Annotated in this window: 6 protein-coding genes; all 6 read right to left on the bottom strand. The window is 65.9% G+C overall.

Translation table 11 applies throughout. The features are described from left to right. Positions 1–5: 5 nt before the first annotated feature. The 6 genes from BI347_RS18350 to BI347_RS18325 are packed head-to-tail and all read right to left on the bottom strand — an operon-like array spanning position 6 to position 24,958. Positions 6–6,428 carry a non-ribosomal peptide synthetase gene (locus BI347_RS18350; protein ID WP_071116669.1) on the bottom strand — a complete coding sequence of 2,141 codons (6,423 nt, stop codon included), beginning with the start codon at positions 6,426–6,428 and terminating at the stop codon, positions 6–8. Further along, positions 6,418–9,552, bottom strand: coding sequence for a serine hydrolase (locus BI347_RS18345; RefSeq protein WP_071116668.1), 3,135 nt, complete (start codon positions 9,550–9,552; stop codon positions 6,418–6,420). The genes BI347_RS18350 and BI347_RS18345 overlap by 11 nt, the downstream gene beginning before the upstream one ends. After that, entirely contained in the window at positions 9,545–15,991 is a 6,447-nt protein-coding gene (locus tag BI347_RS18340; protein WP_071116667.1) for a type I polyketide synthase, read from the bottom strand. Before BI347_RS18340 ends, BI347_RS18345 begins: the two co-directional genes overlap by 8 nt. Then, positions 15,988–19,269 (bottom strand): AMP-binding protein, encoded by a 3,282-nt coding sequence (locus BI347_RS18335; protein ID WP_071116666.1) that lies wholly within the window; start codon positions 19,267–19,269, stop codon positions 15,988–15,990. The genes BI347_RS18340 and BI347_RS18335 overlap by 4 nt, the downstream gene beginning before the upstream one ends. Positions 19,270–19,271: 2 nt before the next feature. Then, the gene (locus tag BI347_RS18330) at positions 19,272–20,510 is read right to left on the bottom strand and encodes an ACP S-malonyltransferase (RefSeq protein ID WP_071116665.1); all 1,239 of its coding nucleotides are present in this window, start codon (positions 20,508–20,510) and stop codon (positions 19,272–19,274) included. Continuing rightward, on the bottom strand, positions 20,507–24,958 hold the full coding sequence (locus BI347_RS18325) for an AMP-binding protein (protein ID WP_071116664.1): 4,452 nt from the start codon (positions 24,956–24,958) through the stop codon (positions 20,507–20,509). The genes BI347_RS18330 and BI347_RS18325 overlap by 4 nt, the downstream gene beginning before the upstream one ends. Position 24,959 lies beyond the last annotated feature (1 nt).

Below are 24,959 nucleotides of genomic sequence, written 5' to 3'. Positions count from 1 at the left end.
CTGCTTCAGTTTTCCTGGCGGCCGTCATCCAGCGCGCTTTGTACTATCGAGTTGAACAGCGCTTCCCAATCCTCAACGGCATCTTCGGTCCGCTGCGACAGCCCCTCCAGGCGCACATCGAAACCAGCGTCGTGTTCGGCGATCTCGCAGCTCAAGCTCCAATGCGCCTGCCCGCCGGCGATATTGGGCATATCCAGCTGCCGGCAAGGCATGCCGGCGATCCGCCCCGCATAGCCTTCTTTCTTGAAGTAGCCGAAGAAGGCGGCGGGAAACAGCGCCTGCCTGGACAACTCCGGCTGCCGGACGGCCAGGGCTTCGGCGTCGAACAGGTAATGGCGGCAAGCCGCGCGCACCGCCGCGCTAACGCCGCGCAGCGTCTCGTCTCCCGCCGCCAAGTCCGGCAAGGCGAACCGCACCGGCAAAACCGTCATCAGCGGCGCAATCACCGCCTGTTGCTCCAGCCTGTCCCTGCCATGGAAAATCATGGAAACCAGCTGATCCCGCTGTTTATCCAACCTCGCCTTGAAGCCGAGGAAAACCGCCATGAAAAACTCGGGGACGCTGATCTTCAGCCGCGCGGCCAGCGCATCGATCCGCGCCTTGCGCGCGGCGTCCAGCGTCAACTGGCAGCAACGGTTTTGCGGCTGGACCTGATCCGCCGGCGGCACGGGCGACCAGCCGCGCAGCTGTTCGCTCCAAAAATCGGCGTGCGCTTGCCGCAAGGCGGCAAAGCCGGCGCTGTGGAAAAGCTCGGAATACCCCGCCAAGCTCGCGCCCGCGGGCGCTTGGCCGCCATCGGCGGCCAGCTCTTCCAGAATCCGCATCAGGCCCGAGCCATCGATGCAGGCGTGGGAAAAATCCAGCAGCAACACCGGCTGCCGCGCATCCGCCAGCCAGCGGCCTCGCACATTCATGCCGTCCTCCAACGAGAACGGTCGGATGAAGTCGCGCAGATCCTCCTCCAGCGAACCCAGGCTCTGGCGCTTCTCAAGCCGGAACAGAAAGCGCGCGCCTGGCAGCAGGAACAGCTCGCCGTCTTCCAGAACGAACTTCGCGCCAAGCCCCTCATGTCTGGAAAACACCGTCTGCAACAGGCCGCGCAGATGCTTCAGGTCAGGTTCGGCGTCGAATGCCAGAGCGACGAAGCTGTTGTTGCTCACATCCATCGGGTTGAGCTTGACCGCCTTGTAGATGGCCTTTTGCGCCGGCAGCGCCCGAATCCGCGCGCCGGCAACCGCCGCTTCCGCCGGCGCCGGCTGCGTCCGCGCCGCGCCGTCCCGCGCCAGCTCGGCATCGATCAACTCCGCCTGGGACGCCAAGTCCAGATGCGCGACGATCGCGCTCAGCGACAAGGATAGGTTGAATGCCTGACGTATCCGCGCCATCAATGCCACCGCCAGCAAGGAATGGCCGCCGGCTTCAAAAAAGTGGGTTTGCCGGCCGATCGCCCCGGCATTGAGCAATTCGCCCCATAGCTGGGCCAGCCGGGCTTCCGTCCCCTCCCTGGGCGGCTGCGCCGCCGCCTGCGCTGGCGGCGCGCCGACTGGAGAAGGCAGCGCCTTGCGATCCAGCTTGCCGTTGCCGGTCAACGGAAAGGCATCCAGCCACAGGATGTTGGACGGGGTCATGAAAGCAGGCAGGCGGGTTTGCAGATGACGCCGCAACGCCTGGTTCAGGGCCTCCGGAGCATCATCGGCGCAACCCGGAGCCCGCGTGGCGTAGGCCACCAGGCGGGCGTCGCCCGGCACATCCTCGCGCACCAGCGCCACGCACTCCTTCACGCTGGAGTGGGATAGCAGGGCCGACTCGACCTCGCCCAACTCGATGCGGAAGCCGCGTAATTTGACCTGAAAGTCGTTGCGCCCCAAGTACTCGATGTCGCCGCCAGGCAGATGTCGCGCCAGATCGCCGGTGCGGTACATGAAACGCCCCGGCCCAGGATGGAAAGCATCCCTGACGAATTTCTCCGCGGTCAGCTCGGCCTGATTCAGATAGCCGCGCGCCACGCCCACCCCGGCGATGTGCAACTCTCCCGCCACCCCGACAGGGCATGGCTCGCCGTGCGCGTCGAGAATGTGGATCCGGATGTTGTCGATGGGCCGTCCGATGGGAATCGCATCGCCGGCCGCGTACTGGCGGCAATCCCAGGCAGTGACATCGATCGCCGCCTCGGTCGGACCGTAAAGATTGTGCAGCTCCACATCGGCGAAGCGCTCGCGGAAACGGCGCACGCTGTGCGCGGGCAGCGCCTCGCCGCTGCAGAACACGCGCCGCAGGCTGCCGCAGGCTGCCGGCTCAGCCTGCTCCAGAAAAGCGGACAGCATGGACGGCACGAAATGCAGAGTAGTGACGCCGCGCGCCTGGATCAGCTCGCTCAAATAGGCCGGATCCTTATGGCCCTCGGGCTTCGCCACCAGCAAGCGGGAGCCTTGCATCAAGGGCCAGAAAAACTCCCAGACGGACACATCGAAGCTGAAAGGCGTTTTCTGCAGCACCACGTCGCCGCCATTCAGGCGGTACGCCTTTTGCATCCACGCCAGACGGTTTACAACGCCGCGATGCTCGTTCATCACGCCCTTCGGACGCCCCGTCGAGCCGGAGGTGTAGATCACGTAAGCCAGGTTGGCCGGACTCAAGCCTACGTCCTCCGGGGACAGATCGGCATCGTCCCGTCCGGACCAGCCGGCCGCATCCTCGATCAGATCAATCAGCGCGGCGCCGGTGCCGGCCGCGTAATCCGCCAGTCGCGCGCGCGCCTCGTCCGGAATCCCGCCGTGGCACAGCACCGCCCCGGGAGCCGCGTCGTCCAACATATAGGCCAACCGCTCGCCGGGGTAATGGGGATCCAGCGGCACATAAGCTCCGCCAGCCTTCAGCACCGCCAGCAAGGCCACCACCATTTCCAGGCTGCGTTGCACGCACACGCCCACCAGCGCATCCGGCACGACGCCCAGATCCTCTCTCAGGTGGCGGGCCAACTGATTGGCGCGCCGGTTCAGTTGCGCATAACTCAAGACGCTGCCGGCAAACTCGACGGCGACGGCATCTGGCGTCCGGCGCGCCTGCGCCTCGATCAAGGCATGCAGGCATGCCTGCGCGGGGAAATCGGCTTCGGTCCGGTTCCATTGCCGCAACAGGTCTTTTTCCTGCTCGGGCAAGACGCTGATGCGGCCGATTCTTTTCTCCGGCGCATTCTCCAGAGCGGCGGCGATTTCCCGCAGCGCCGTCTCGAAGCAGTCGCAGACCCGCTCTGGGTCCAGCCCCCGCTCAACCTGGGCATTGATGACAAAGTCATCGGCGAAGTCATCGACGTTCACCGACACCGGATACGTGGTGCGTTCCATGATCCCGGAATAGGCCACTCCGTCCACTGCCGACGGATTGACGGCGCGGAAAGGGTCCGCAGACGGCACATTGCGCACCTCGCTGTGCCGGTAGTTGAGCAAGGTGGTGAACAACGGCGCGTTTCCGGGCATGCGCGCCGACTTCTGCGCCAGCGCCAACGGGGCCTGCTCGTGCTTGAGCAAATGCGTCAGCGCGTCCTGGACGCCCCACAGGCACTCCAGCACCGGCAGATTGTCCAGCCGCAAACGCAGCGGCAAGGTATTGATGAACTGTCCCATCGCGCTGTCGGCGTCCCCGCCCGCGAACATCCGTCCCAATAGAACCGTGCCGAACACCACGTCGTCGCGCCCGCTCAGGCTGGCGACCACCTTGGCCCATGCCAGGTGGAAAATGGCGGCGACGCTGACTCCGTGCGCCTTGGCCTGCTGCCGTATCTGTCCGCGCAGCGGCTTCCGCAACGGCCGCCAGGCTTCCTCCACGATAGCGTCTCCCGCCAGATGGGCCTGCGCGCCGAAAGGGGCCGGGCCAGGCTCATAGCCATTCAGCATCGCATCGAAGAACGCCTTGTGCTCAGCCGCGCCGGCAACGCCGTACAGGCCAGCCCGCGCCTGCGAGAAGGGCATGGCGGAAACCGGCGCCAGCGGTTTGCCAAGCAATTGCGCCTCGATTTCCCACTGCATTTTCTCCACCGTCGCGTGATCCACCGCCAGATGGTGTAGCTGGTGCAGCAGCACCCACTGGCCTCGCTGCGCGTCGCGGCAATAGAAAGCGCGCTGCAATGGGGCCCGGGAGATATCGAAGCACTGCATCGCCGGCTCGCAGCGCCGCCTCAGCGCTGCAAGGGCATCCTCGCCGTCGCCGCGCAGCTCCTCGACTGGCAGCTCCGCTTCCCGCCATACCACCTGGAGCGGCTGCGGCAGCCCCTCATGCAGCACTGCGACGCGAAACGCGTCATGGCGGGCGATGGTGCGGCGCAACGCATCCAGGTAGGCCCGCAGCAGGTCCTCGCTGTCAAAGCGGACGACCTGCCAAAGCACATGGGGATCTCCCGCCGGATTGGCGAGCGCGTGATAGAACATGCCCTGCTGCAACGGCCCCAGCGGACAAACATCCTGGATATTGGCCAGACCGCCCAGCACCGCGGCGGCCGCGACATCCTGCTCCGCCTTGCCGAGCCCCGCCCAGCAAGGCGCCTCCTCCCCGGCGTCCAGCCGCGCAGTGGCGGGGCCGCCGGCCAAGGGATCGAACGCCCGCAACTGCGTCGCCAGTTCGGACAGGACCGGGTGCTGGTACAAGGTATGCGCATCCACCATGAATCCGCGCCGCCGCAACGCCAGCATCATTTTTACGACCAGCAGCGAGTGGCCGCCCAGTTTGAAAAAGTGCGCGTTCCTGCCGATTTCGCGGATGCCCAGCAGCTCGCTCCATGCCTCGGCCAAAACCTGCTCCAGCGGCGTCCGCGCCGGGGTGAAATCCCGCCCCGTCAAGGCCTGCCGGGCCGCGACGGGAAAAGCCTTGCGGTCGATCTTGCCGCTGGCCGACAAGGGGAAGCGGCTGACGATGGCCACCGCGGCGGGCCGCAGGTATTCCGGCGCCGCCTCCCGCATGAAGCAATGTATGCTTTCCTGCACGCCGTCCGGGGTCTGGCGCTGCTGAGCTTGCTCGGAAACGATGACGAAAGCCGCCAGGAATTTGTCTTCCGTGCCGTCCCCCTGGGCCACCACGACGGCGTCGCGGACGGCGGGATGCCGCATCAGCAGCGCCTCCACCTCGCCCAGCTCCACCCGGTGTCCGCGTATCTTGACCTGAAAATCCATGCGGCCAAGCACTTCCAGCAAGCCGTCCGGCCGCCGCCGCGCCAGGTCGCCGGTCCGATACAGGCGCCGGATCCCCGTGCCGTCCACGTCGATGTCGACGAAGCCGGCAGCGCTTTCCTCCGGCCGCCGATGGTAACCATAAGCCAGTTGCACGCCGGCGATGCAAAGCTCGCCCGGCTCGCCGTCGGACCGCGCTCGGTTTTCTTCGTCCAGCAGATGGATTTCCACATTGTCGATGGGAACGCCGACCGGAGGCAGCGTTGGCCACTCGTCCGCCCGTCCCGGCAGGGTGTAGGCCGTCACCACATGGCTTTCCGAAGGACCGTAATGATTGTGCAGACGGCACTGGGGCAAGACGTTGAAAAACCGCCTGATGGCGGCGGTGACGACCAGTTGCTCGCCCGCCGTCACCACATCCAGCAGACTTCTCGGGTAGCGGTCCTGCTCCACCGCGGCCGTAGCCAGGCTGTTCAAGGCCACATAAGGCAGGAAGATGCGCTCCACCTTCCGCTCCTCGATGAAGGAAAGCAGCGCCAGCGGGTCCAGCCGCAGGCGGTTGGGAATCAGCACCAGTTCGCCGCCGCTGGCCAGCGTGGAGAAGATTTCCTGGAAGGAGACGTCGAAGCTCAGCGGGGAGAACTGCAGCGTCCTTCTGCCGGCGTAGTCGCCCTGATCGCGCATCTGCCAGGCCAGCAGGTTCACCAACGCCCGATGGGGCATGCGCACGCCCTTGGGCGTTCCGGTCGAGCCCGAGGTGTAGATAAGATAGGCGAGATCCTGCGGCCCGCAGGACGCCGCCGGGTTTTCCGCCGCGTCGCCGCGGGAGAAGTCGCAGCGGTCCATATCGATGAAGGCGCAGTCTGCGGGCAGCGAGCGGATGATCTCCGTGCTGGAGATCACCACCGACACGTTGGAGTCGCGCAGGATATAGGCCTGGCGCTGGGCGGGATAGGCAAGGTCGACCGCTGCGTAAGCCGCGCCCGCCTTCAGGACGCCAATGACGGCGACGATGGCGTCCATGCCCCGCTCCAGGCAGATGCCCACCACGGCGGCCTCAGCGCCGTAATGGAGGCGGACATGGCGCGCCAGCCGATTCGCCCTGCGGTTCAGCTCCGCATACGACAGCGATTGCTCCTCGAAGCGCACGGCGACAGCGTCCGGCGTGAGCGCAGCCTGCCGCTCGAACAGTTCATGGACGCACCCCTCCGGCGTCGCGCTTGGTTTGATGCGATCCGAACACTTTTCCAGCAAGGACTCAGCAAGCATAGCTATCTTCTTTCAGCTCTATCAATCGACCGTTTTTCATGGTGATCAGCGCATCCGCTTCGGCAAAATACTCATCGTCATGGGTCACGACAAAAACGATGCGGCCCTGGGCTTTCAGCATGGGAAGCCATTCCTGGTAAAACCGGGCCTTGGCGCGGGGGTCCTGATCCGCCGCCCATTCGTCCAGCACCACCAGCGGGCTCGGGTCCGCCAGCAGCATGGCCAGCGACAAGCGCTTGCGTTGGCCGGTCGACAGCTTGATGTTGTCGAAGGCCCCGTCGCTCTGCAGCGCGGCCTTGTCGGCGAGTCCCAGCAGCGCGATGTTGCGGTTGATCTCCTCTCGCGCCTGCAGCAGTTCGGGGTCGTAGACTCGCTTGAACAGCCAGTTGTCGCTGAAGATGGCACGCGTCAGCTCCAACAGCTGACAATGCGGAACTTCCGCGCCATTCACTTTCAGCGCGCCCTGCGCCGGCGCGTACAGGCCGGCCAGAATCATCGCCAGCGTGCTCTTGCCGGAGCCGTTGCCGCCGGTCAGGAAGTAGGCTTTCCCGCTTTCCGCCCTCAACGAAACCGGCCCCACGCCGAAGCGCTCGCCCTCGATGCCGGAAGCCGGGTAGTGGAAGCTCACCGCGTCCAGCTCCAGCGTTTTCACGCTGGCAATCCGCGGTGCGGCCTGTGCAGGCGCATCGGAATGAATCGACTGGCAGAACGCCACCATGTTGCGCATCAGGCTTTGCAACCGGATCAGTTCCGGCATGGCCGACATCACCGCGTTCAACGGACCGATCAGGTACAGCAGGATGATCAGGTATTCCTTCGACGCGTCCGCGTCGAAGCGCGGAATCAGCAACGGAAACACCAGCGCCACCGCTACCAGCAACACCGTGAGCAATGACTCGCCGATGAAAAAGGCGCCCAGAAAGCCGCGGTCATACTGGATTCTCAGGGCTTTGAAGCGGTCGGAAACCGCTTGCGCATGGCGGTGGAAATTGCGTTTCACCGTTGCGCGGCGCAAGCCTTTGTAGCCTTTCTGCAGGTCTTCCACCGTATCCATGAATTCGCTGCGGGTGCTCAGGGCCTGCGGCATGATGCGGTTGGCGCGCTCGGAAACGTAGTAGTACAGCCCGACCATGGGCAGCACGCATGCCAGCAGCACCGAGGTGGCCAGTGCGGATTTGAACGCCATCAGATAGGCGAACAGGAACACGATGGTCAGCAGATTGGCGAAGAAGGGAACAAATGCCAGCACGCTCTTCGCCAGCTCCTGAGAGTCCTCCCCCACCACGGTCTGTATCTTTCCCGGCGACAGCCGCTCTATGCTCTTGTAATCCGACGCCAGCAGTTTGCGGATGATCTCCATCCTCCAGCCCTGCACGAAAGAGTGGCCGAAACGCATGATCTGCTGCTCGGCGGCCTTGCGGGACGAGATATAGAAATAGACGCAGTTGAACAGCAACACGGCGCTGTACAGCAGATGCGAGGACGGGCTGCCGATGGCCTGGATGATGCACAGGACCAGTGCGGAGTTGAGCAAACCGGAAATCACCGTCAGGCCGACGACCTTGGCGATCATCAGGCTTGAAAATGTCTTGCTGGAGAAGGCCTCGCTGCGCCGCGCCGCCAGGAAGAAGAACAGGCTGACCGCGTTGGCGAAGAAGAGCAGCCCCGCGGCGGCCACCGGCAGGCTGGCGGGTCCCCATATCAGCAGATTGGCCCACCCCAGGCCCACCAACAGCGGAGGCGCAATCGCCAGCGCGGAAACCAGCGCCGCGTTCTGCACGATCAGCCGCCCCAGGAAGGCGCGCCAGCCGGGGTTCTCGGCGGACTGCACGAAGCTTTCCCGGATGATCGCGGTTTCCAGCCGATTGGCGGAAATGTCGGCGGCAGCGCCGCTTGCTCCTTTCCCCCAGCGCGCCAGCGCCGGCCACAGCAGCGCCCCGCCTAGCCAGAACAACGCCGCCGCCGCGGTGGAAATCCAATCGCCGACGTCGGCGGCAAAGCTTGACGGCAACGCCTGGGCATCCGCTGCGCGCAAGCGCTCGAAGATGGCCCGCCCCAGTTGCATCACCTGCGGACTGTTGCTGTTGCCCAGCAGGGCGACGCCGACGCCGGTTTCCGGGTCGAACGCGACATAGGCTCCGGCGTTGGGGTTCTGCCCCGGGTGGCTCCAGCTGGTGGTCTTGCCAGCCTCAACATCCCAGCCATAGGCATAGCCCGCATCGCCATCTCCTCCGTACGGGCGCTTCGCCTGCCGCAATGCCGCATACAGCGCGGCCTGGCGCTCGTCGCCGGTCGGCCGGGCCTCGCGCTGTAGCAGGAAGCGCAACCAGGCGGCCATGTCCTCCGGCGTGCTGAGCACATAACCCGCCGGTGCGTTTTGCAGATAGCGGGGAGCTCGGAAAGGTTGGGCGGCGGTGAAGCCGACCTTGTAGCCCGGGATGCGCGCCGCGGCGGCTGGCGCGGCCGGATCGCCCTCGACAAAGGTGTGGCTCATGCCCAGCGGCAGAAAAATCCTCTCCCTCATCAATGCCGCGAAGGACTTCCCCGTCGCCCGCTCCGCCACCAAACCCAGCAGGCTGTAATTCAGCGTGGCGTATTCCTCTTTGCTGCCGACCGGATAGGCCAGCGGAACATCCTTCAACAGCGCCGGCAGTTGTTCCAGGGCATTGGGGCCGCTGTTGGGACGCAGAAGATCGAGCGTATCCTCCGACAGTCCGCTGGTATGGAACAGCAGGTTCTTGAGACGAACGGCCGAGTAACCCATCTTCGGATGCCGCGCCAACTCCGGCACCCACTTGGTGAGGGCGTCGTCCCGGCTCAGCGCGCCCTCCTGCTCCAGCAGCGCGATCAGCAAGCCGGTAAAGGCCTTGGAGCAGGACGCCAGCTCGAAGACGCCGGCTTCGCCCTTGCCCAGGCGCAGCGTTCGCGCCTGGCCGCCCACCACCACGCTCAGCCCCCCGGTGGGCACCTGGCCAGCGTCCCAGCGCTGGCTCAACTCGCCGGCCAGCTGCCGCATATCGGCGCCAGGCCCGGGATTGGCGGCGTCGGCGAAAGCGCGTCCCGTCAACACGAGGCAAAGGCTGAGCAGAAAAACGCCCATGCGGAAAAAACCGGCCTTAGTCATTGATCTCGCCCTCCTGCCTGGCGCCCGCGCTCCGCAATTTGCGCTGGGCCAGCAAGGCGCGCCGCTTGTCTCCCGCGCCAGGAGACTGCGGTGTTTGCGCCTCCTCCGCGGCGGATGGCGCCAACTCCTTGCTCAGCTCGCGCAGCGAAGCCGCCTTGAACAACAAGGCCACCGGAACCTCGCGCTCCAGCCTTTGCTCCAGCCTTTTGGCGAACTGGATCAGATCCAGAGAGGTGGCGCCCAATGCGAAGAAGCTGGCGTCCACATCCAATTCATCCTCGCCCAGAAAACCTTCCAGCATGGCGCGCATCGCCGGCAACAGCGCTTCAGCGTCCACGCCCTTGAGCGAGTCTTCGAGGCCGCCGGCCGCCGCTTCCGGTCCGCCGGACCTTGCGCCCGGGCCGAACAGCATCTGCTGCGTGCTCGCTTGCTTTTCCAGCACCGCGCCGATGGGAAGCTTGGACACCGCGAGATAGGACACCCGGCTTTGACGGACCAGCGCCGCCATCGCCATGGCGATTTGCGTACCTTCGGCATTGCTCAGCCCCTCTTCCCGCAACTTGGCGGCGAAGCTGCGCTCCACGCCGCGCGCCTCCATCGCGATGACGATCTTCCCTATGTGCTTTCCCTGGGCCATGAACTGGAATGCGTCGGCAATATCCCTGGCGGAGTAGGCCTTGGTCGGCAGCGGCTTGAGCGCTTCCTGCTCCAGCAGCGCCGCCACTTCCGCCCATGCCTCGCGGTAGGCCGGATGCTCGGCCCCCGCCTGCACCGCGTGGAAGCTGCCGCCTTCCGCGAAAATCGACAAGCCCAATTGCCAGTTCTGCAGGATGTCGCGCAGCCCCAGCTCCAGAAAACGCCCCTGCGGCGCCAGCAGGGACAGGCTTTCTTCCAGCAACTCCCCCGCCAGCGCGTTGAGAATCACGTCGAAGGGCCGGCAGCCCAGCTGCTGGCGGAAAACATCGCCGAACTCCCGCGTTCGGGAATTCGCCGCGCCCTTGGCTCCCATGTCCATCAGCAGGCGGCGCTTCTCTTCGCTGCCCGCGGTCACCCAGACTTCCGCGCCCAGATGCAGGGCGATCTGCAGCGCCGCCATGCCGACGCCGCCGGCTGCGGAGTGGATCAGGATGCGTTCGCCGCGCCTCAGGTTGGCGGCGTGGCGCAAGGCGATCCAGGCGGTGGTGAAGGCAACCGGCACCCCGGCGGCCTGCTGGAACCCCAGCATGCGCGGGATAGGCGCCACCACGCGCCTAGGCATGACGACATGCTCCGCCAGGCAGCTGTGCCCCGCGCACATCACCCTGTCGCCGACGCGAACGTCTTTGATTTCCCGACCAACCCGGGTAACCACGCCCGCGGCCTCCTGGCCGAAGGTCATGCTGGGATCAGCGGGAGCCGGCAAGACGCCGAGCGCGATCAGCACGTCCTTGAAGTTGAGACCGGCCGCCTTCACCTGGATTTCCACCTCCTGCGGACCGGGTTCCTTGCGCGGCTCCAGCCGCGTGGCGAAGGCGAAGTTGCCGCCGCCCTCCTCGCCGCCGCTCAGGCGCATGACGCCATGGCGCTTGGCGTCGCCGCCCCGCAGCGCGGCGGAAGCATCCACCAGCAGCAGGTCGTCAATCGCCACCAGCAGCGCGCCATCTTCCGAGTAAATTCTCACCTGCAACAGCTTGTTGGCGCCCAGATCGCCAATCCGCACATGGCTGAGCACGCTGTCGCGCATGGGCGCGAACTGGCTGAACCCGCCGAGGGAAACCGGCGCGAACTGCGCGCCCTCATCTTCGGGCGAGGCGATCAGCGTCGCGGTGTCCAGCAGGGCGATATGCAGGCCGCAGGCCGACGCCTCGCCGCGATACGCCTCGGGAAGCTGCAGCCGACTCACCACTGCGCCGGCCGCCACCCGGTCGACGGCAACCACGTTGCGCCAGCGCGGGCCGAAATCCAGCGCACCTTTCGGGCTGACGCCGCCGCCGTCGCCAGCACGGAACAGCTCGTCGCCGGACAACGCCGGGAGGCTGGCCGCGGCAAGCTCCGCGTCGCCGCGCGCAGCCACCTTGCCGCCGGCATGCTTGAGCCAGGTTTCGCGGGAAAACTCGCCGGTGCCGGAAAAAACTTCAAAGGCGCCGAAGCCATCGGCAAACACCACCGCGATATCGGCCTCCGCGCCATCGGCCACCACCAGCGGCCGCTCGATGGCGACTCCCTGCAAGGAGAAGGCCCCGCCGTCCGCGCGCGACTCCGCCAAGGCCCGGTGGACCAGAGCCACCATGCCCATGGCGGGCATCACCGCAGTGGACGCATCGATGCGATGCTCGTCCAGCCACCAGTCCCGCCTTGCGTCCAGGCGGCTGCGCCAGACGACCGCGCCAGATGGCACGGCCTGAACCGGCGGCCGGAGCGCCCGGTCCAGCTGCTGGGCGGAGCGCGTCGCCATGCCGGACTCCGCCCAGTCGTCCCAGGCGATGGCCAGAGCCTTGCCGCCCTGGCCACGCACCTGTTCGGCATACGCCTCCAGGCAGGCGTTGGCGGCGACATAGGCGACCTGGCCCACTTTCTCCTTCGGCAGCAGATTGCCCAGGCTGGAAAACAGCAGCAGCGCCGGATTCCCCAGCTTTTCCAGGCTGGCGCAGAGAAAACGGCTTCCCGCCACCTTGGGCGCCAGCGTGGCGGCGGATTCCGCCTCGGAGCGCATCTGCATCATCGCGCCCTCGCCGCGGCCGGCGGTATGGAATACGTAATCCAGCCCCACGCCGCGCGCAGCCAGCTGGAATACCGGTTCGAACGCCTTGGCGAGCGACGCCTCGTCGCCCAGATCGGCTTGCAGCAAAACCACCCGGCTGCCCTTGGCCTCCAGTCCCGACACCCATTGCAGGAACGCCGCATCAGGGCCTTGCTTTGCCGCCTCCGCCGCCCAGTCCCGGCGTTTCGGCAAGGATTTTCGCGTCAGCAGCAACAGATTGCAGTGGTAGACCCGCGCCAGGTATTCGGCGATAGCCGCGCCCATGCCGCCATTGGCGCCGGTGACCAGCACCCAGCTATTGCGGCCGATGTCAGGCAGCGTGCGGCTCAACGGCTGCTTTTGCACCCGCGAGGTGACGCCGCGGCGCCAGAAGCCGCCGCGGCGGAAGCAATAGAACTGGCCGCCCTGCCAGCCGCCCTCGATCCAAGGTTTCAGGCCGCCAGCGATATCCTCCGCCGCCGCGCTGTCCATGTCCACGCAGAGGGCGGCGATGCCGGGGTACTCTTCCGGAGCGATCAGCAACGGCCCCAGCAGCTGGCTCTTCTCCGCATCCAGTTTTTCCGCGCCGCTCCAGGCCGCCATCTGCCTGGCGGGGAACAGCAGCCGCAGCTTCGGCGCCGGAGATTGCGCCGCGCTCCAACGCGCCAGCGCCATGGGCAGCCAGAACGCCCAGAACTGCGCTTGGCGCGCGTCCAGCTCATCCAGCAATCCGGTGACGACGACATCCATGGAGGCGGAAGCCCGCAGTCCTTGCCGCGACAGCCAGTCTTGCAGTTCGGCGTGGATACTGGCGAAATCGCCGGTCCAGTCGCCGCATTCGATAAACGAGCACTCACCCCATCCCAGGGCCGCTGCCAGGCCGCGCTCCCTTTCCGTGACCCGCGGACAAATGATCCAGGCGGCCGGAGCGGCATCCGGCGCGCCGGACCCTACCGCCGGCGCGCTCGCCCGCTCCCATTCCATCCCGTAGTATCGGTCGCCGAAAAACAACGAGGACACCGTCTCGGAACCGAGGGCTTGCGCGGCGGCACCCGCCAGCGGCGGGCAAACGCGGCGTTCGAATGCATGGCCTGGCAAATGCGTCCGCAAAACCTCGCGCTGCGCCGTTGCGGCCTCGCGCAGCCGCGCCCATTCAATCTGTCCGCCATGGGTCCAGGCCTTGGCAATGAACTGCCGCGCGGCATCCGCCTCTTGCTCCGAGCCGCCTGCGCCCAAAGTCTGAGCCAGCCGGTCCGCGCTCAGGCCCAGCCATTTGCGCGCGTGTTGCAGCAAGTCCGAACCGGCGCCGATTTGCACATACAAGGACTCGGGATGGGCGGCCTCCGCCTGCCGCAAGGCGCCGCCCAATTGCACTGGAGCCAACATCTGGGTCACCCAGTACAACGGATCGCACATTTCGTCCGCGGCTATCTTGCGGCCCAAGGAAGTGGAGTAGATCGGGCATTGCGCCGGTTGCAGCGCATAGGCTTGCAGCAGCTCGCCAAAGGCGCGCGCGGCCGGTTCGATCAGCGGCGTATGGAAGGCGTGCGACACCGCCACTCGCTTGAAGGCGAAGCCGCGCTCGGTCAGCCAGCTCTCCGCATCCGCCGCCCGCTCTTCAGCCGCAGCCAGCGTCCAGGTGCCCGGACTGAGTTCCGCCACTCGCCATAATAATGTAGCCGGAAACCCGCCATCGAAGCCCTTCTTGCAACTAGCGGCGAAGACCGCCCCCCTGGGCATGGCATCCATCAGCCGCGCGCGCGCGACCACCAGCTCCATGCCCTCATCCGGGCTGAACACGCCGGCAGCGGCCGCCGCCGCGAACTCGCCCAGACTGAAGCCGCACAAGGCAACCGGTTGGCAGCCGATACGGCGCAGCCAGACGCCCAGCGCAGCCTGCGCCGCATACAGAATGGGTTGCAGATAAAGGGTCGATAACTGATCGGGCTGCCTCACGCATTCGATCAGGACTTCCCGGTCGATGGATAGCAAGGCCGCGGCCTTGTCCAGCAAGCCCAGATAGAGGGCGCCGAACGCCGGATATTGCTCCGCCAGGCGCAAGCCCATCTGCGGAGATTGCGCGCCCTGTCCCGGAAACAACCACACCTGTCCGGCCACGGGCGCATGCGCGCCATCCATCAGCGCCCAGTCGTCCAACTGCCGCTTCCAGCTGTCGCCATCGGCGGCGACGAAGGCCGCGCGGCTGGGATACTCGGCCCGGTTGTCCTGCATCTGCCTGGCGATGGAGACGAGGTCCGCCGCGCCATCCTGATCGACATCGAGGTAAGCGGAGTAGGACTCGATCAAACGCGCCAGCGCAGCGGGCGATTTGGCCGACAGCGGCAGTATCTGCGCCGCGCCCGCGCGCTCGCCGCCAAATGGCGCAGGGTCGCTGGCGAGCGATTGCGGCGGCTGCTCCAGCAAGACATGGACATTGGTGCCGCCAATGCCGAACGAGCTGACGCCGGCGCGCCGGATAGGCTGCAGCGCCGGCCACGCCTCGGCCTGCGCCGGCACCCAGAAAGGCGTTCTATCCAGATCCAGATGCGGATTGGGCCGGCCAAAATGCAAGGAAGGGGGGATTTTGCCGAAGCGCACGCTCAGGGCAGCCTTGATGAGTCCGGCGATGCCGGCGGCGGCGTCCAGGTGCCCCATATTGGATTTCACGCTGCCCACGGCGCAGCGGAATCGACCCAGTTCCTCCGGCGGCAACAATTCCGCCGCGACCCGGTTCAGCGCCTGGATCTCGATCGGATCGCCCAGCGCCGTGGCGGTGCCGTGGGCTTCCAACATGCCCAGGCTGGAGAACGGAATGTCCGCCAGCTGGTACACCTGCGCGATGACCTCGGCTTGCCCCTGCACGCTGGGCGCCTCGAAGCTCACCTTTCTGTCGCCGTCGTTGTTCATGCCGGACTCGACGATGACCGCATGGATGGGGTCGCCATCCGCCAGCGCGTCCTCCAGCAGCTTCAACAGCACCACCGCCACGCCGTTGCCGTTCACGGTGCCCTGCCCTTCATCGGAGAAGGTTTTGCAGTGGCCGTCCGGGGACAGGATCATGCCGTCCTGGTGCAGGTAGCCTCCCGCCACCGGATCGGTGATGCACGCCCCCCCGGCCAGCGCCATGCCGCACTCGCCGGCCAGCAAGGACTTGCAAGCGAGATGCACGGCGGACAGCGAGGTCGAGCAGGCGGTCTGCACATGCAGCGCCGGACCGCTCAACTTCATGCGGTAGGCGATTTGCGTCGCAAACGAGGCCGGATCGTTGTAGTTGCCGACATCGAACATTTCCGCGATGTCCTGACTGGCGCCGGCGAACTGTCCCAGCCGCTCCAGGTTCAGGGTGGAACCGATGAACACGCCCGCGTTCAGCGTAACCGCTCCGGGCGTCAGCCCAGCGTCCAGGAAGGCGTTGTAGCTGACTTCATGCAGCACCCGCAGTTGCGGGTCCATTTTTTGCGCTTCCCGCTGCGAATAGCCGAAAAAACCGTGATCGAAGCACTCGGCGTCTTCCAGCGAGGCTTTTGCGGGGACGTAATTGGGCAGGCCTACGATCTCTGGCGGCTCGCCGGCAGCCAGCAACTCCTCCCGTGAGAAAAACGTTACCAGCTCGCGCCCCTCCAACAGGTTGCGCCAGAAGACCCGCCAATCCGGGCTTTGGGGAAATCTGCAAGACATGCCGATGATGGCGACTTCATTGCCGGTATATTCGCGTTTCATGATGCGGAACTTCCTTTTGCTTTACGACGCCTGTCCGCCAGCCGGTTTTTGCCTGACTGGGCCGATGACAGCTTGTGTTCTTCGAATGGCTGCATGCCGGAAACGGAGGGGGCCGGATGTCCGGCGGACGCATCGCCGCGCTTGATCCAGCCGGCGAAAGAGGCGATGGTTGGATGTTCGAACAGGACCGCGACGCCGACATCCCTGTCGAACGCCTGCTGCATCCGGGATTGCAGCGCAATGATCTTGATGGAGTCGCCGCCGGCGTCGAAGAAATTGACGTCAGTAGCCGCCCGGCTTTCCAGGACCGCGTGCCAGACCTCCTGCACCTTCTCCTCCACCGGGTCGGTCGCGGCCGCCGGGCTGGGCGCCTGCAGCTCCTGTTGCTCGGCACGCTCCAGCAGCCGCCTGCGGTCGATCTTGCCGGTAAGGGTGCGCGCGAAGCCGTCCATCGCCACAATCTGCGCGGGCACCCACGACTCCGGCAGATTCCGGCGGATGTGCTCGCGCACACGGGACTGCAAATGTTCCGGCTCCGCGGTGCCATCGACAAACAGACGCCATTGCCGTTTTCCTCCCCGCGTCAAAACCGGCAACAGGCAGCAGGCCTTGACCTCCGCCATCGCCTCCACCACCCGCTCCAGCTCCCGCGGCTCGATGCGCACGCCGTTCACCTTCACCTGATCGTCGATCCGGCCGAGATACTGGAAACCGGCATCCGGGGAAAACGTCACGGCGTCGCCGGTCCGGTAGAACGCCTGCCCGCCGTATTCGACGAAGCTTCTGCGGGACTCGGCCGGATTGGCGGCATAGCCGCGCGCCACCGGCCGGCCGCCAACCCGCAATTCGCCGCGCACCCCGGCGGACAGCGGCTGACCGAAAATGTCCGCGCAATAGGCGACGGCGTTTTGAATCGGCCAGCCGATGGAAACGTCCCGTGCGAGCGACTGCCTGGCGCTGAGGCAGTCGACCGTGGTTTCGCTGGGGCCGTAGTGGTTGCTGACGGCGTAGCCCTTCCGCAGCAACTCGTCGCGCAGCCGCACCGGCAGCGCCTCGCCGCCGAATATCCACAAGCGCATGGCGGGCAGCAAGGGTGCATCCTGGACCAGCTGCGCGATGGCACCGGGAATGAAATTGATCAGGGTGATCGCCTCTTCCCGCAACAGACCGATGAATGCCTGCCGATCCAGCAGGATGTCCGGGGAGGGATAAATCAAGGCGGCGCCGGCGATGAGGCTGCCGAACAGATCCTCCACGCTGGGGTCGAAATTCAGGTCGGTCAGCCCCAGCACCCTGTCAGCGGCGCCAAGGGCGGTCTCCCTGACAAACCAGTCCAGCAGGTTCGCCACCGAGTCGTTGCGGATGGAAATGCCCTTGGGGGTGCCGGTCGTGCCCGAGGTGAAGATGAAGTAGAACTCGTCATCCGGGTGCCGCTTGAGCCACAGGTCGGGCGCGCCGGCCAAAGCCGACGGTCCGGCAGCGGTTTCGACATCCAGCAACAAGCGGCCGCCGACGTCGGCGCCCAGTTCGGCGATCAGCGACGCGCCGCACAGCACGATGCCGCACCCCGCCAGGGTCAGCAGCGTTTGCTTGCGTTGCGGCGGGTCTTTCGGGTTGACGTAGAAGTAGCTGCCGCCGCTGAACAGGACCGCCAGTATCGCCTGCGTCGACAACAGCCCCTTGTCCAGATGGACGGCCACTCTGTCGCCGGGAACAAAGCCCGCGCCCCGCAATTGCTCCTGCAGAGCGCGGATGCCCTGCCCAAGCTCGCGGTTGTCGATGCGTCTGCGCCCTTGTATCAGGCCGGCCTCCTCCGGGAAGTCGCCTAACCGCTGCTGGATGCGCTGCAACAGCGCATTGATGTCAGGCGTTTGCGCATTTCGCTCCCCCCACGCCAGGGAGCTGGCCATCGCGTCATCCGGGCCCAGGCTTAACGCCAGATCGCCGATCGGCGCGCCGGCCGGGGCGGCGGCCAGGTCCGCCGCCAAAGACTCGAACGCGTAAAACACCGCGTCCACCGCGTCGGGATCGCCCTCGTAGCTTTCGCCCGCGCTCAGCTCGACCTTCCATTGGTCGGTGCCGGAAACCGTCAGCGTCAGGCCGAAATGGGTGGTCTCCTCGCTATGCAGCTCGGCCAGATGCGCGCCGCATCCGGCGTCCTGCAAACTGGCGTCGATGGGATAGTTGTCGAAAACCACCAGCGAGTCGTACAGCTCGCCGCGCAGTCCCGCCGCCTCCCTGACCATCAAAGGCGGCGTCTTCTCATGCCTCTGTGTCTGCTGCAGGGTCTGGAAAACGGCGCGCAGCGCCGCCTCTGCATTCCATTTGCCGTCCAGCGTCAGGATCAGCGGCACGGTATTGGTGAACAGTCCCAGCGGCTGGCGGTCGGCGTTGTGCGCCAACGCCGCCTCTCGTCCGGAAAACGCGCAACCGAAAGCGACGCTTTTCTGGAAGGTGAGCTTGGCCAAGGTCAGCGCCCAGCACAGGTAAAAAAAGCTTGCCGGCGTGACGCCGGCGCGACGGCAAAGCGCCTCTATCTCTTCTTTGCGTCCGGCGCGCCACAGGCTCCGCGCCGTTGCCGGCATCCTGCCCAAGCGCGGCTGGCCATCGCGGCGGAACAAGGGCTCGGCCAGCAGCTTGGTGGCCGCGGCGGCATCCGCGTCGGGCAGCCCCTGGAACACGGCGTCCCAATATTCGCGGCTGGCTTGCAGCTCATGCGGGCTCAACCCTTTCCAGAGTTGCTGCGAATACAGCCGGGCCTCCAGCGGAGCGATGCTCTGTCCGCGCAAGCCCTGCAGCCAAAGGGAAATCAGCAACGAACTGCTCCAACCGTCCATCAGGATATGGTGGAAGGAAAAAGCGATGTTCAGCACTCCCGCTTCCACGTCGTGGAAGCAGGCGATCCGGAACACTTCCGCATCCAACTCAAACGGCGTCGCTTTCGATTGCGCCAGCCAGTCCAAGCCTAGCCGGTTTAGCGACGGCTCCAGCCCAGGCTGCGCGACGCGGACGTATTCGAGAGAAATGCGCGGCATGGCGTAAATGACCTGATGGGGAAAACGGATGCCCCGCCAGGCGAAAACCGACCTCAACGCAGGCTGCGACAGCTGGATACGGCGCCAGACGTCGCGAATCTCTTCCTCGCCGGCCTCCGCTTTCACGCGGAAAGCCACGCCGATGTGATACGCGCTGTTGCCGTCCTTCAGCGCGTGGAACAGCAGGCCGTTGGCCTGCGGCGTCGCCTGCAGCACGTCTTCAATATGGTTTGACCTTGCCATGCTCAACGCCCCACCGCCTCGTACAGGCTTTCCAGCCTCAGTTGCTCCATGGACAAGGAAGCGTTTCCTTTATCCTCGATGATGGCCAGCCACTGTCGAGTGCGCTGAAACAGGAAGTCGCTGTCCTCCAGTCCTGGAGCCGCGCCCTGCGTTCTTTGCCTGACCTCCTCCCGGATCCGGCGCAACTGCAGCAGCGCCGCCTCATCCTCGATGGCGGGCAGCTTCTCGCTGTACAGGTGAAGGCAGCAGCGCTGAAAAAACCGCTCCTGTCGCCGCTCCGGCGCGCTCAATGCCTGGCTGAAGGCGAAGATTTCATTGGGCTCGCACAAGGGCAGCATCGGCAAGCCGGCGCGTTGGACCAGATAGCTCAGCACCGATTTCGGCGAAATTTCCAGATAGCGGGTGACGCCGCTCTGCGCCGCGTACTGCAAGCTCGACAGCCACTGCACCGGCGACGTCAGGTGTCGCAGAATAGAAGACTTCAGGTCCATCGCCGGCGCTTCGGCGGCGCTGACGTTGCAGATCAATTGGGATATCAAGCGCGGCGGCTGGTCCGCCGCGGGCAGGAAGTCCAGCCCCGCTTCCAGTTGCGTCCGCGCCGGCTCCATCAGCGGCGAGTGGAACGGCCCGCCGATCTTCAGGGGATAGAGCAGGCCGCCCAGGGCTTCGATACGAGGCGCGAAGCGGCGGATCTCGGCCATTTCGCCGGACACCGTAGCCTGGTCGTGCGCATCGACGGCGGAGAGGTAAATCGCCAGGCCATCGTCGCGCCTAGCCTTCTCGACCTCCTGCTCCACCACCTCAGCCGGAACATGCAGCACCCAGCACATTTCTCCATGGTCAAAATTGCGGGCGCAAGCCTCCGCCGCTTCCGAACGCAGGCTCACCACTCTGGTCAGCGTGGCCAAATCCAGATAACCAGCGGCGCACAAGGCCGGATATTGTCCCAGGCTGTGCCCCATCACAAAGTCGGGAACCAGCCCGCAATGCTTGCGCAATATCGCGGCGACGGCGACGGTGGTCGCAGTCAGCGCCAGTTGGGCGGTACGCACCTGCTTCAGCTCGTCGCCGCGGTCGCCATGGATGACCGCGTCCAGGTCCACTCCCGACAACTCGGAGACTTCTGCCAGGCAATCCCGGTACTCGGGGTAAATCCGGAAGCCGGCAAACATCCCCGCTTGCTGGGCACCGACCCCGGGGAACAGAAATACGGTTTTCGCTGAGTCGATAGCGGTTCTCATACTACGGCTCCATGGATGATGAGATCGAGCTCGGCCTGGTCGAGCCGGCACAGTGGAAAGTCCGATGGGATCAGCGCCGGCTGCGGATGCGCATCGCGCCAGGACAATAGCCGCGCGTCCAACTGATCCAGATAGCGACGGGCATCGCCGCCGTCGACGCCGGACAGGCCCAGCCGCAACTCGACAAAAACCGAGCCGGAGTCGCGGCAGTCGCGCACCAGCAGGTCAAAATCGGCCACGCTGGCCTCATCGGGATGCCGGAAACCGCCGGACAGCGAGTTGAGCAGATGGAAATGGCGCCACGCCCCCTGGCCGCCCAGGCCAAAGCCGATGTCGTTGACGCACAGCGCCGGCCGCGCCCCCCCGCCCTGCAGACCTAGCTGACCGCGCCAATCCGGACGGCGCTCATGCAGACGCGCCTTCAACTCGCGCAAGAAACCATGGCCGCGCGTTTCTGGTCGGCCAATATCCAGGTGATTGAAGCCGGTAAACCAACCGACGGCGTTCGCCAACGCCGGGCTCCAGGCGGCAGGCATCTCCGCCTCGGAGAATGCGCGGCCATGGTTTTCGAATAACACGGCAGGCGGCGCCGGCAGCGCACCCTGCTCCTGAGCCAGGTCCAGCAAGGCCGCCGCGATCAACTGGGTGCGTTCCGCCTTGAAACGCTGCTCCATCCCGCGGATATCCGCGCCGGATAGCGACAGCGCCGCGATCGCGACGGCGCCCGCAGGCCGCGGCTCCGCGCCGCAGGCCCGCTCCGGGGCGGGGTCGGCGCCCTGATCGCGCAGCCATTTCCCCCACAGGAACGCTCCGCACTCGGCCGGCGCTCCCGCGGACGACTGGACTTCTCCCAATTCCTGGTCCAGTTCGTCCAGCAGATAAATCCAGGAGTGCACATCGCAAATCAGGTGATGGCAAACCCAGATCAGGTGGCTCCGGCCCGAAACCGGGTCGAAGACCACTGCATGAACGCTGGGCCGGCTCTCCAGACAGACTTCCTCTTGCAGCCGCAGCAGCCGGTCCTCAAGGCTGCCGCCCTGGGCCTGCGCATGCGCGCAAGGCCGTTGCGGCTCCTGCGCGGCGAAGCGGAACGCGCTGGCGTCCCGATTCGCCCGCAGCGAGAAGATCTTGTGCCTGGCTTTCACCGCCTCGACAGCCGCGATGACGCGCTCGGGAAGAATGGACGGCGACAGCTGCAGGACGATGCCCTGCTGCAGTCGATCGCCGTGCTTGAAACCCTGCTCACGGAACCAGCGAACGCTGGGCAAATGCCTGATCCAGTCCGCGTCGATCTCTGACGGCGCGGCTGCATCTCCTGCCGCGTTCCGCGGCCCGATGGCGCAGGCTTTTTCCAACACGGCGCCTAGCGCATTGGCGGTCAGCAGCTCCGCGGCGCCGATGCGGACGCCCTCTTTGGCCAGCAGCGCCGCCAGCCGGATCGCCTTGATCGAGTCGCCACCCAATTCCAGGAACGAGGCGTTCAGATCCGCCTCCTGCGGCCAGATCGCCTGCAAAAACGCCGGCGTCAGCCAAGCGGGAAGCGCATAGGCTCGCGAAGCCCGCTCGCCGCCCGCGCGGGGCCGAGCGGAGTCCGCCGCCAGCTTGGCCTCGGCGGCGGCGATGAGCGCCGCCGCGTCCACCTTGCCGTTGGCGTTGACCGGCCAGGGGCTCACGTCGCAATACAGGCCAGGCAGCCAGGCGTCGGGAAGCCTTTCCTTCAGGCATGCCTGGAAATCGGGATTCTCGCTGGGCAGCGCCTCGCTGCTGCACAGCGCCACGGTTTCCTGCCCCGCCACGGCAAGCTTAAGCGCTTTGAGCTTCCCGCCATGCTTCTGCCCGCCCACGCGCGCCAGCGCGCCCTCCACCGCCTGCTCGATTTCCGCCGGATGGATCCGGTGGCCGCGCACTTTGAACTCATCGTCGATGCGCCCAAGGCAATGCAATACGCCCTGCCCATCCTGCATGCCCAGATCGCCGGTGCGGTACCAGCGGCGCTGGCCATCGCGCCCGGACACGAACTTGGCTTCAGTCTGAACTGGGTTGTCGACATACCCGTCAGCCAGTACCGGCCCGCCGATCCATATCTCGCCCTTGAAACCCTGCGGCACGCTTTGGCCCCAGGCGTCTCTTATCGACATCTGCGCCGTCCCCAGGGCCGCGCCGATAGGCATGATCGCGCCCGCGGCCATGACGGCCGCCTCGGCGCGATTCACCGAATGAACGCAACACCCTACCGTCGCCTCGGTCGGACCATACTCGTTGATCACCCGGCTGCTCGGCGGGAAACAAGCCAGGGCCTGGTTCACCAGGGCCGCGGACAAGTTTTCCCCGCCGACGACAAAAGTCAGGGGATTCAGCCTTGGCGGACTGTGCTCCGCCAGCAACGCCAAATGCGATGGCGTGCATTTGACGCCCGTCAGCGCCTCATCGGCGAGCAGCGTCCGCAGCAGCTCCGGCTGATCGCGTATGTCCTGCTCCCAGGTCTGGATGAAGCCGCCCGACAATACCGGGACCAAAATGCTGGTCTGGGTCAGATCGAAGCCAAAGGAAGTGAACAAGGGCGCGCTGAACGGCCTCTCTGCGGCATAGTCCGCCGTGGCCGCCAGCGCATAGTTGGCCAACGCCGCCGGAGAGATCGCCACGCCCTTGGGCTCGCCGGTCGAGCCGGAGGTGTACAGGATATAAGCCGGCCTGCCGTGGGCCTGAACGACCGGCCGCGGCGCAGCCGGATGCCTGTGCTGTGCAGGCGCAACCCGCAACAACGGCAGATCGAACGCCTCGGCCAGCGCCTGGTCGACGCCGGCATGAAGGCACAGCGCCGCGCCGGAATTGCGGGCGATCGTCAACAAGCGCGCCCGCGGCGTATCGGGGCAAACCGGAACCACCGTCACATTTTCAATCAGGCAGGCCAGGTAAGCGAGAGTCGTCTCCGGGGCGCGCCTTCCCAGGATCAGCACCGGGCGGTCTTCGCCGCTCCGATCCCGCATATCGCGCAACTGCGCGGCAAAGCCGAAAATCCATTGCAGGCCCTGGCCATATGTCAGCTCGCCGCCCTCACGCCCGGTTTTGAACAGGCAACGATGGGCATGACGCTCGAATGCGTCGAGCAAATGGACGCCGATGGGCGCGGCGGAGCCGGCGACCCCATCATCGGTTGCGCCGGGGACATCCCCCAGGATATCGGCGGCCGCGTCCATCGCGTAATCCATCACCGTCTGCAGAAATGCGCGGCACTGATCGGCCGGCCACAGCTTGCGGAAATCCGCCTCGAGCTTGAAACAGCCGCCATCGAAGCGATCGTGAATGTGGACGGTGGCGAACAAGGCCTCCACCGCCTGCAAATGGTCGATCTCCACCTCGGCGCCGGACACGGTGGCCTGGAACACGCCGGTCTGATAGGAAACGCCGAAAGCCGGAACGATCCGCTTCCAGTCCGCCGAAGCGAAATCCCCCCAGCGGGCGCCCGGAGCGTAGCGCGAGTGGGCCACCGCCTTTTGCAGCTGCCTCTTGAGCGCCCGATAGCTATCCGCCACGGTCTCGCCCGCCGTCCGGGACACCGGGACCAGCACCGGGGCCACCGCCATCGCGACGGATCGCTTCTCCTCCTCGCTCCAGCGATTCAGCATCGGCGCCTGCAGCAAGACGCCGTCGCCATCCTCCACCGCCATTTGCGCATGCGCGACAGCGGCGAAAATCAGCCGGAAAACCGAACCGCCCGCACTTTTGAATCTGCGCAGCCGCTCATTGTGCGCATCGTCCATTTCAACCCGCACGCGCCTGGACAGCGCCTCCGCCCCGCGATAGTCGCCGATGGGCGAGCGGCAGGCGATTTGCGGCGAACCAGCCTCTCCGAATGCGCTGCGCCAGTACTCCTCATCCCGCTGCCGGCGGCGGGAGCGTTCGTACTCCCGCTCGCCCTCGGCGATGATGGAAAATCGCGGAGACGCCGTCTGCGCCGCCGCGTCGCGGCTCCCTTCGAGCGCGTTAGCCAGATGCTCCATCAGCAGCGCCAAACCTGCTCCATCCGCCGCGGCATGATGCGCCTTCACGAACCACCCCGACTGCTCCTCGCGGAAACGCACTGCGAATATGCGTATCGGGGTTTGCGACAGCTCCTCGTCCACCAGCAGCTGGCGCTCCGCCCAGCCGGCGAATGCCTGCTCCGGATCCGGATGCCGGCTGAAATCGACCTTCTCCACACCGCTCCGGGCCTGGTTGAGGCGAACGCCGCGCCATTCGGTTCCGGGCGTATCGGCGATGAAGCCTATGCGGAAGACATCCTGCGAATCCCGCACCGACTCCCCCGCCCGCGCCAGCCGCTCAAGGGAAACCGCTCCGTTCAGCCGGGCGACGCCGCCCAAATAAAAACGGCGTCCCGATAGGTGGAACGCCTCCATCGCGAAAACGGCCTGCTGCGACCGGGACAACTGAAAAGTCTGCTTATCCATG

This window comes from Chromobacterium sphagni (genome assembly GCF_001855575.1).
Lineage (GTDB): Bacteria > Pseudomonadota > Gammaproteobacteria > Burkholderiales > Chromobacteriaceae > Chromobacterium > Chromobacterium sphagni.
This window is presented reverse-complemented; position numbering and strand designations above follow the sequence as displayed.

What these genes read in the sequence shown, in the direction of transcription:
- BI347_RS18335 (WP_071116666.1), bottom strand. Translation starts at nt 19,269, where the DNA reads ATGGCAAGGTCAAACCATATTGAAGACGTGCTGCAGGCGACGCCGCAG.
- BI347_RS18350 (WP_071116669.1), bottom strand. Translation starts at nt 6,428, where the DNA reads ATGCTTGCTGAGTCCTTGCTGGAAAAGTGTTCGGATCGCATCAAACCA.
- BI347_RS18330 (WP_071116665.1), bottom strand. Translation starts at nt 20,510, where the DNA reads ATGAGAACCGCTATCGACTCAGCGAAAACCGTATTTCTGTTCCCCGGG.
- BI347_RS18340 (WP_071116667.1), bottom strand. Translation starts at nt 15,991, where the DNA reads ATGAAACGCGAATATACCGGCAATGAAGTCGCCATCATCGGCATGTCT.
- BI347_RS18345 (WP_071116668.1), bottom strand. Translation starts at nt 9,552, where the DNA reads ATGACTAAGGCCGGTTTTTTCCGCATGGGCGTTTTTCTGCTCAGCCTT.
- BI347_RS18325 (WP_071116664.1), bottom strand. Translation starts at nt 24,958, where the DNA reads ATGGATAAGCAGACTTTTCAGTTGTCCCGGTCGCAGCAGGCCGTTTTC.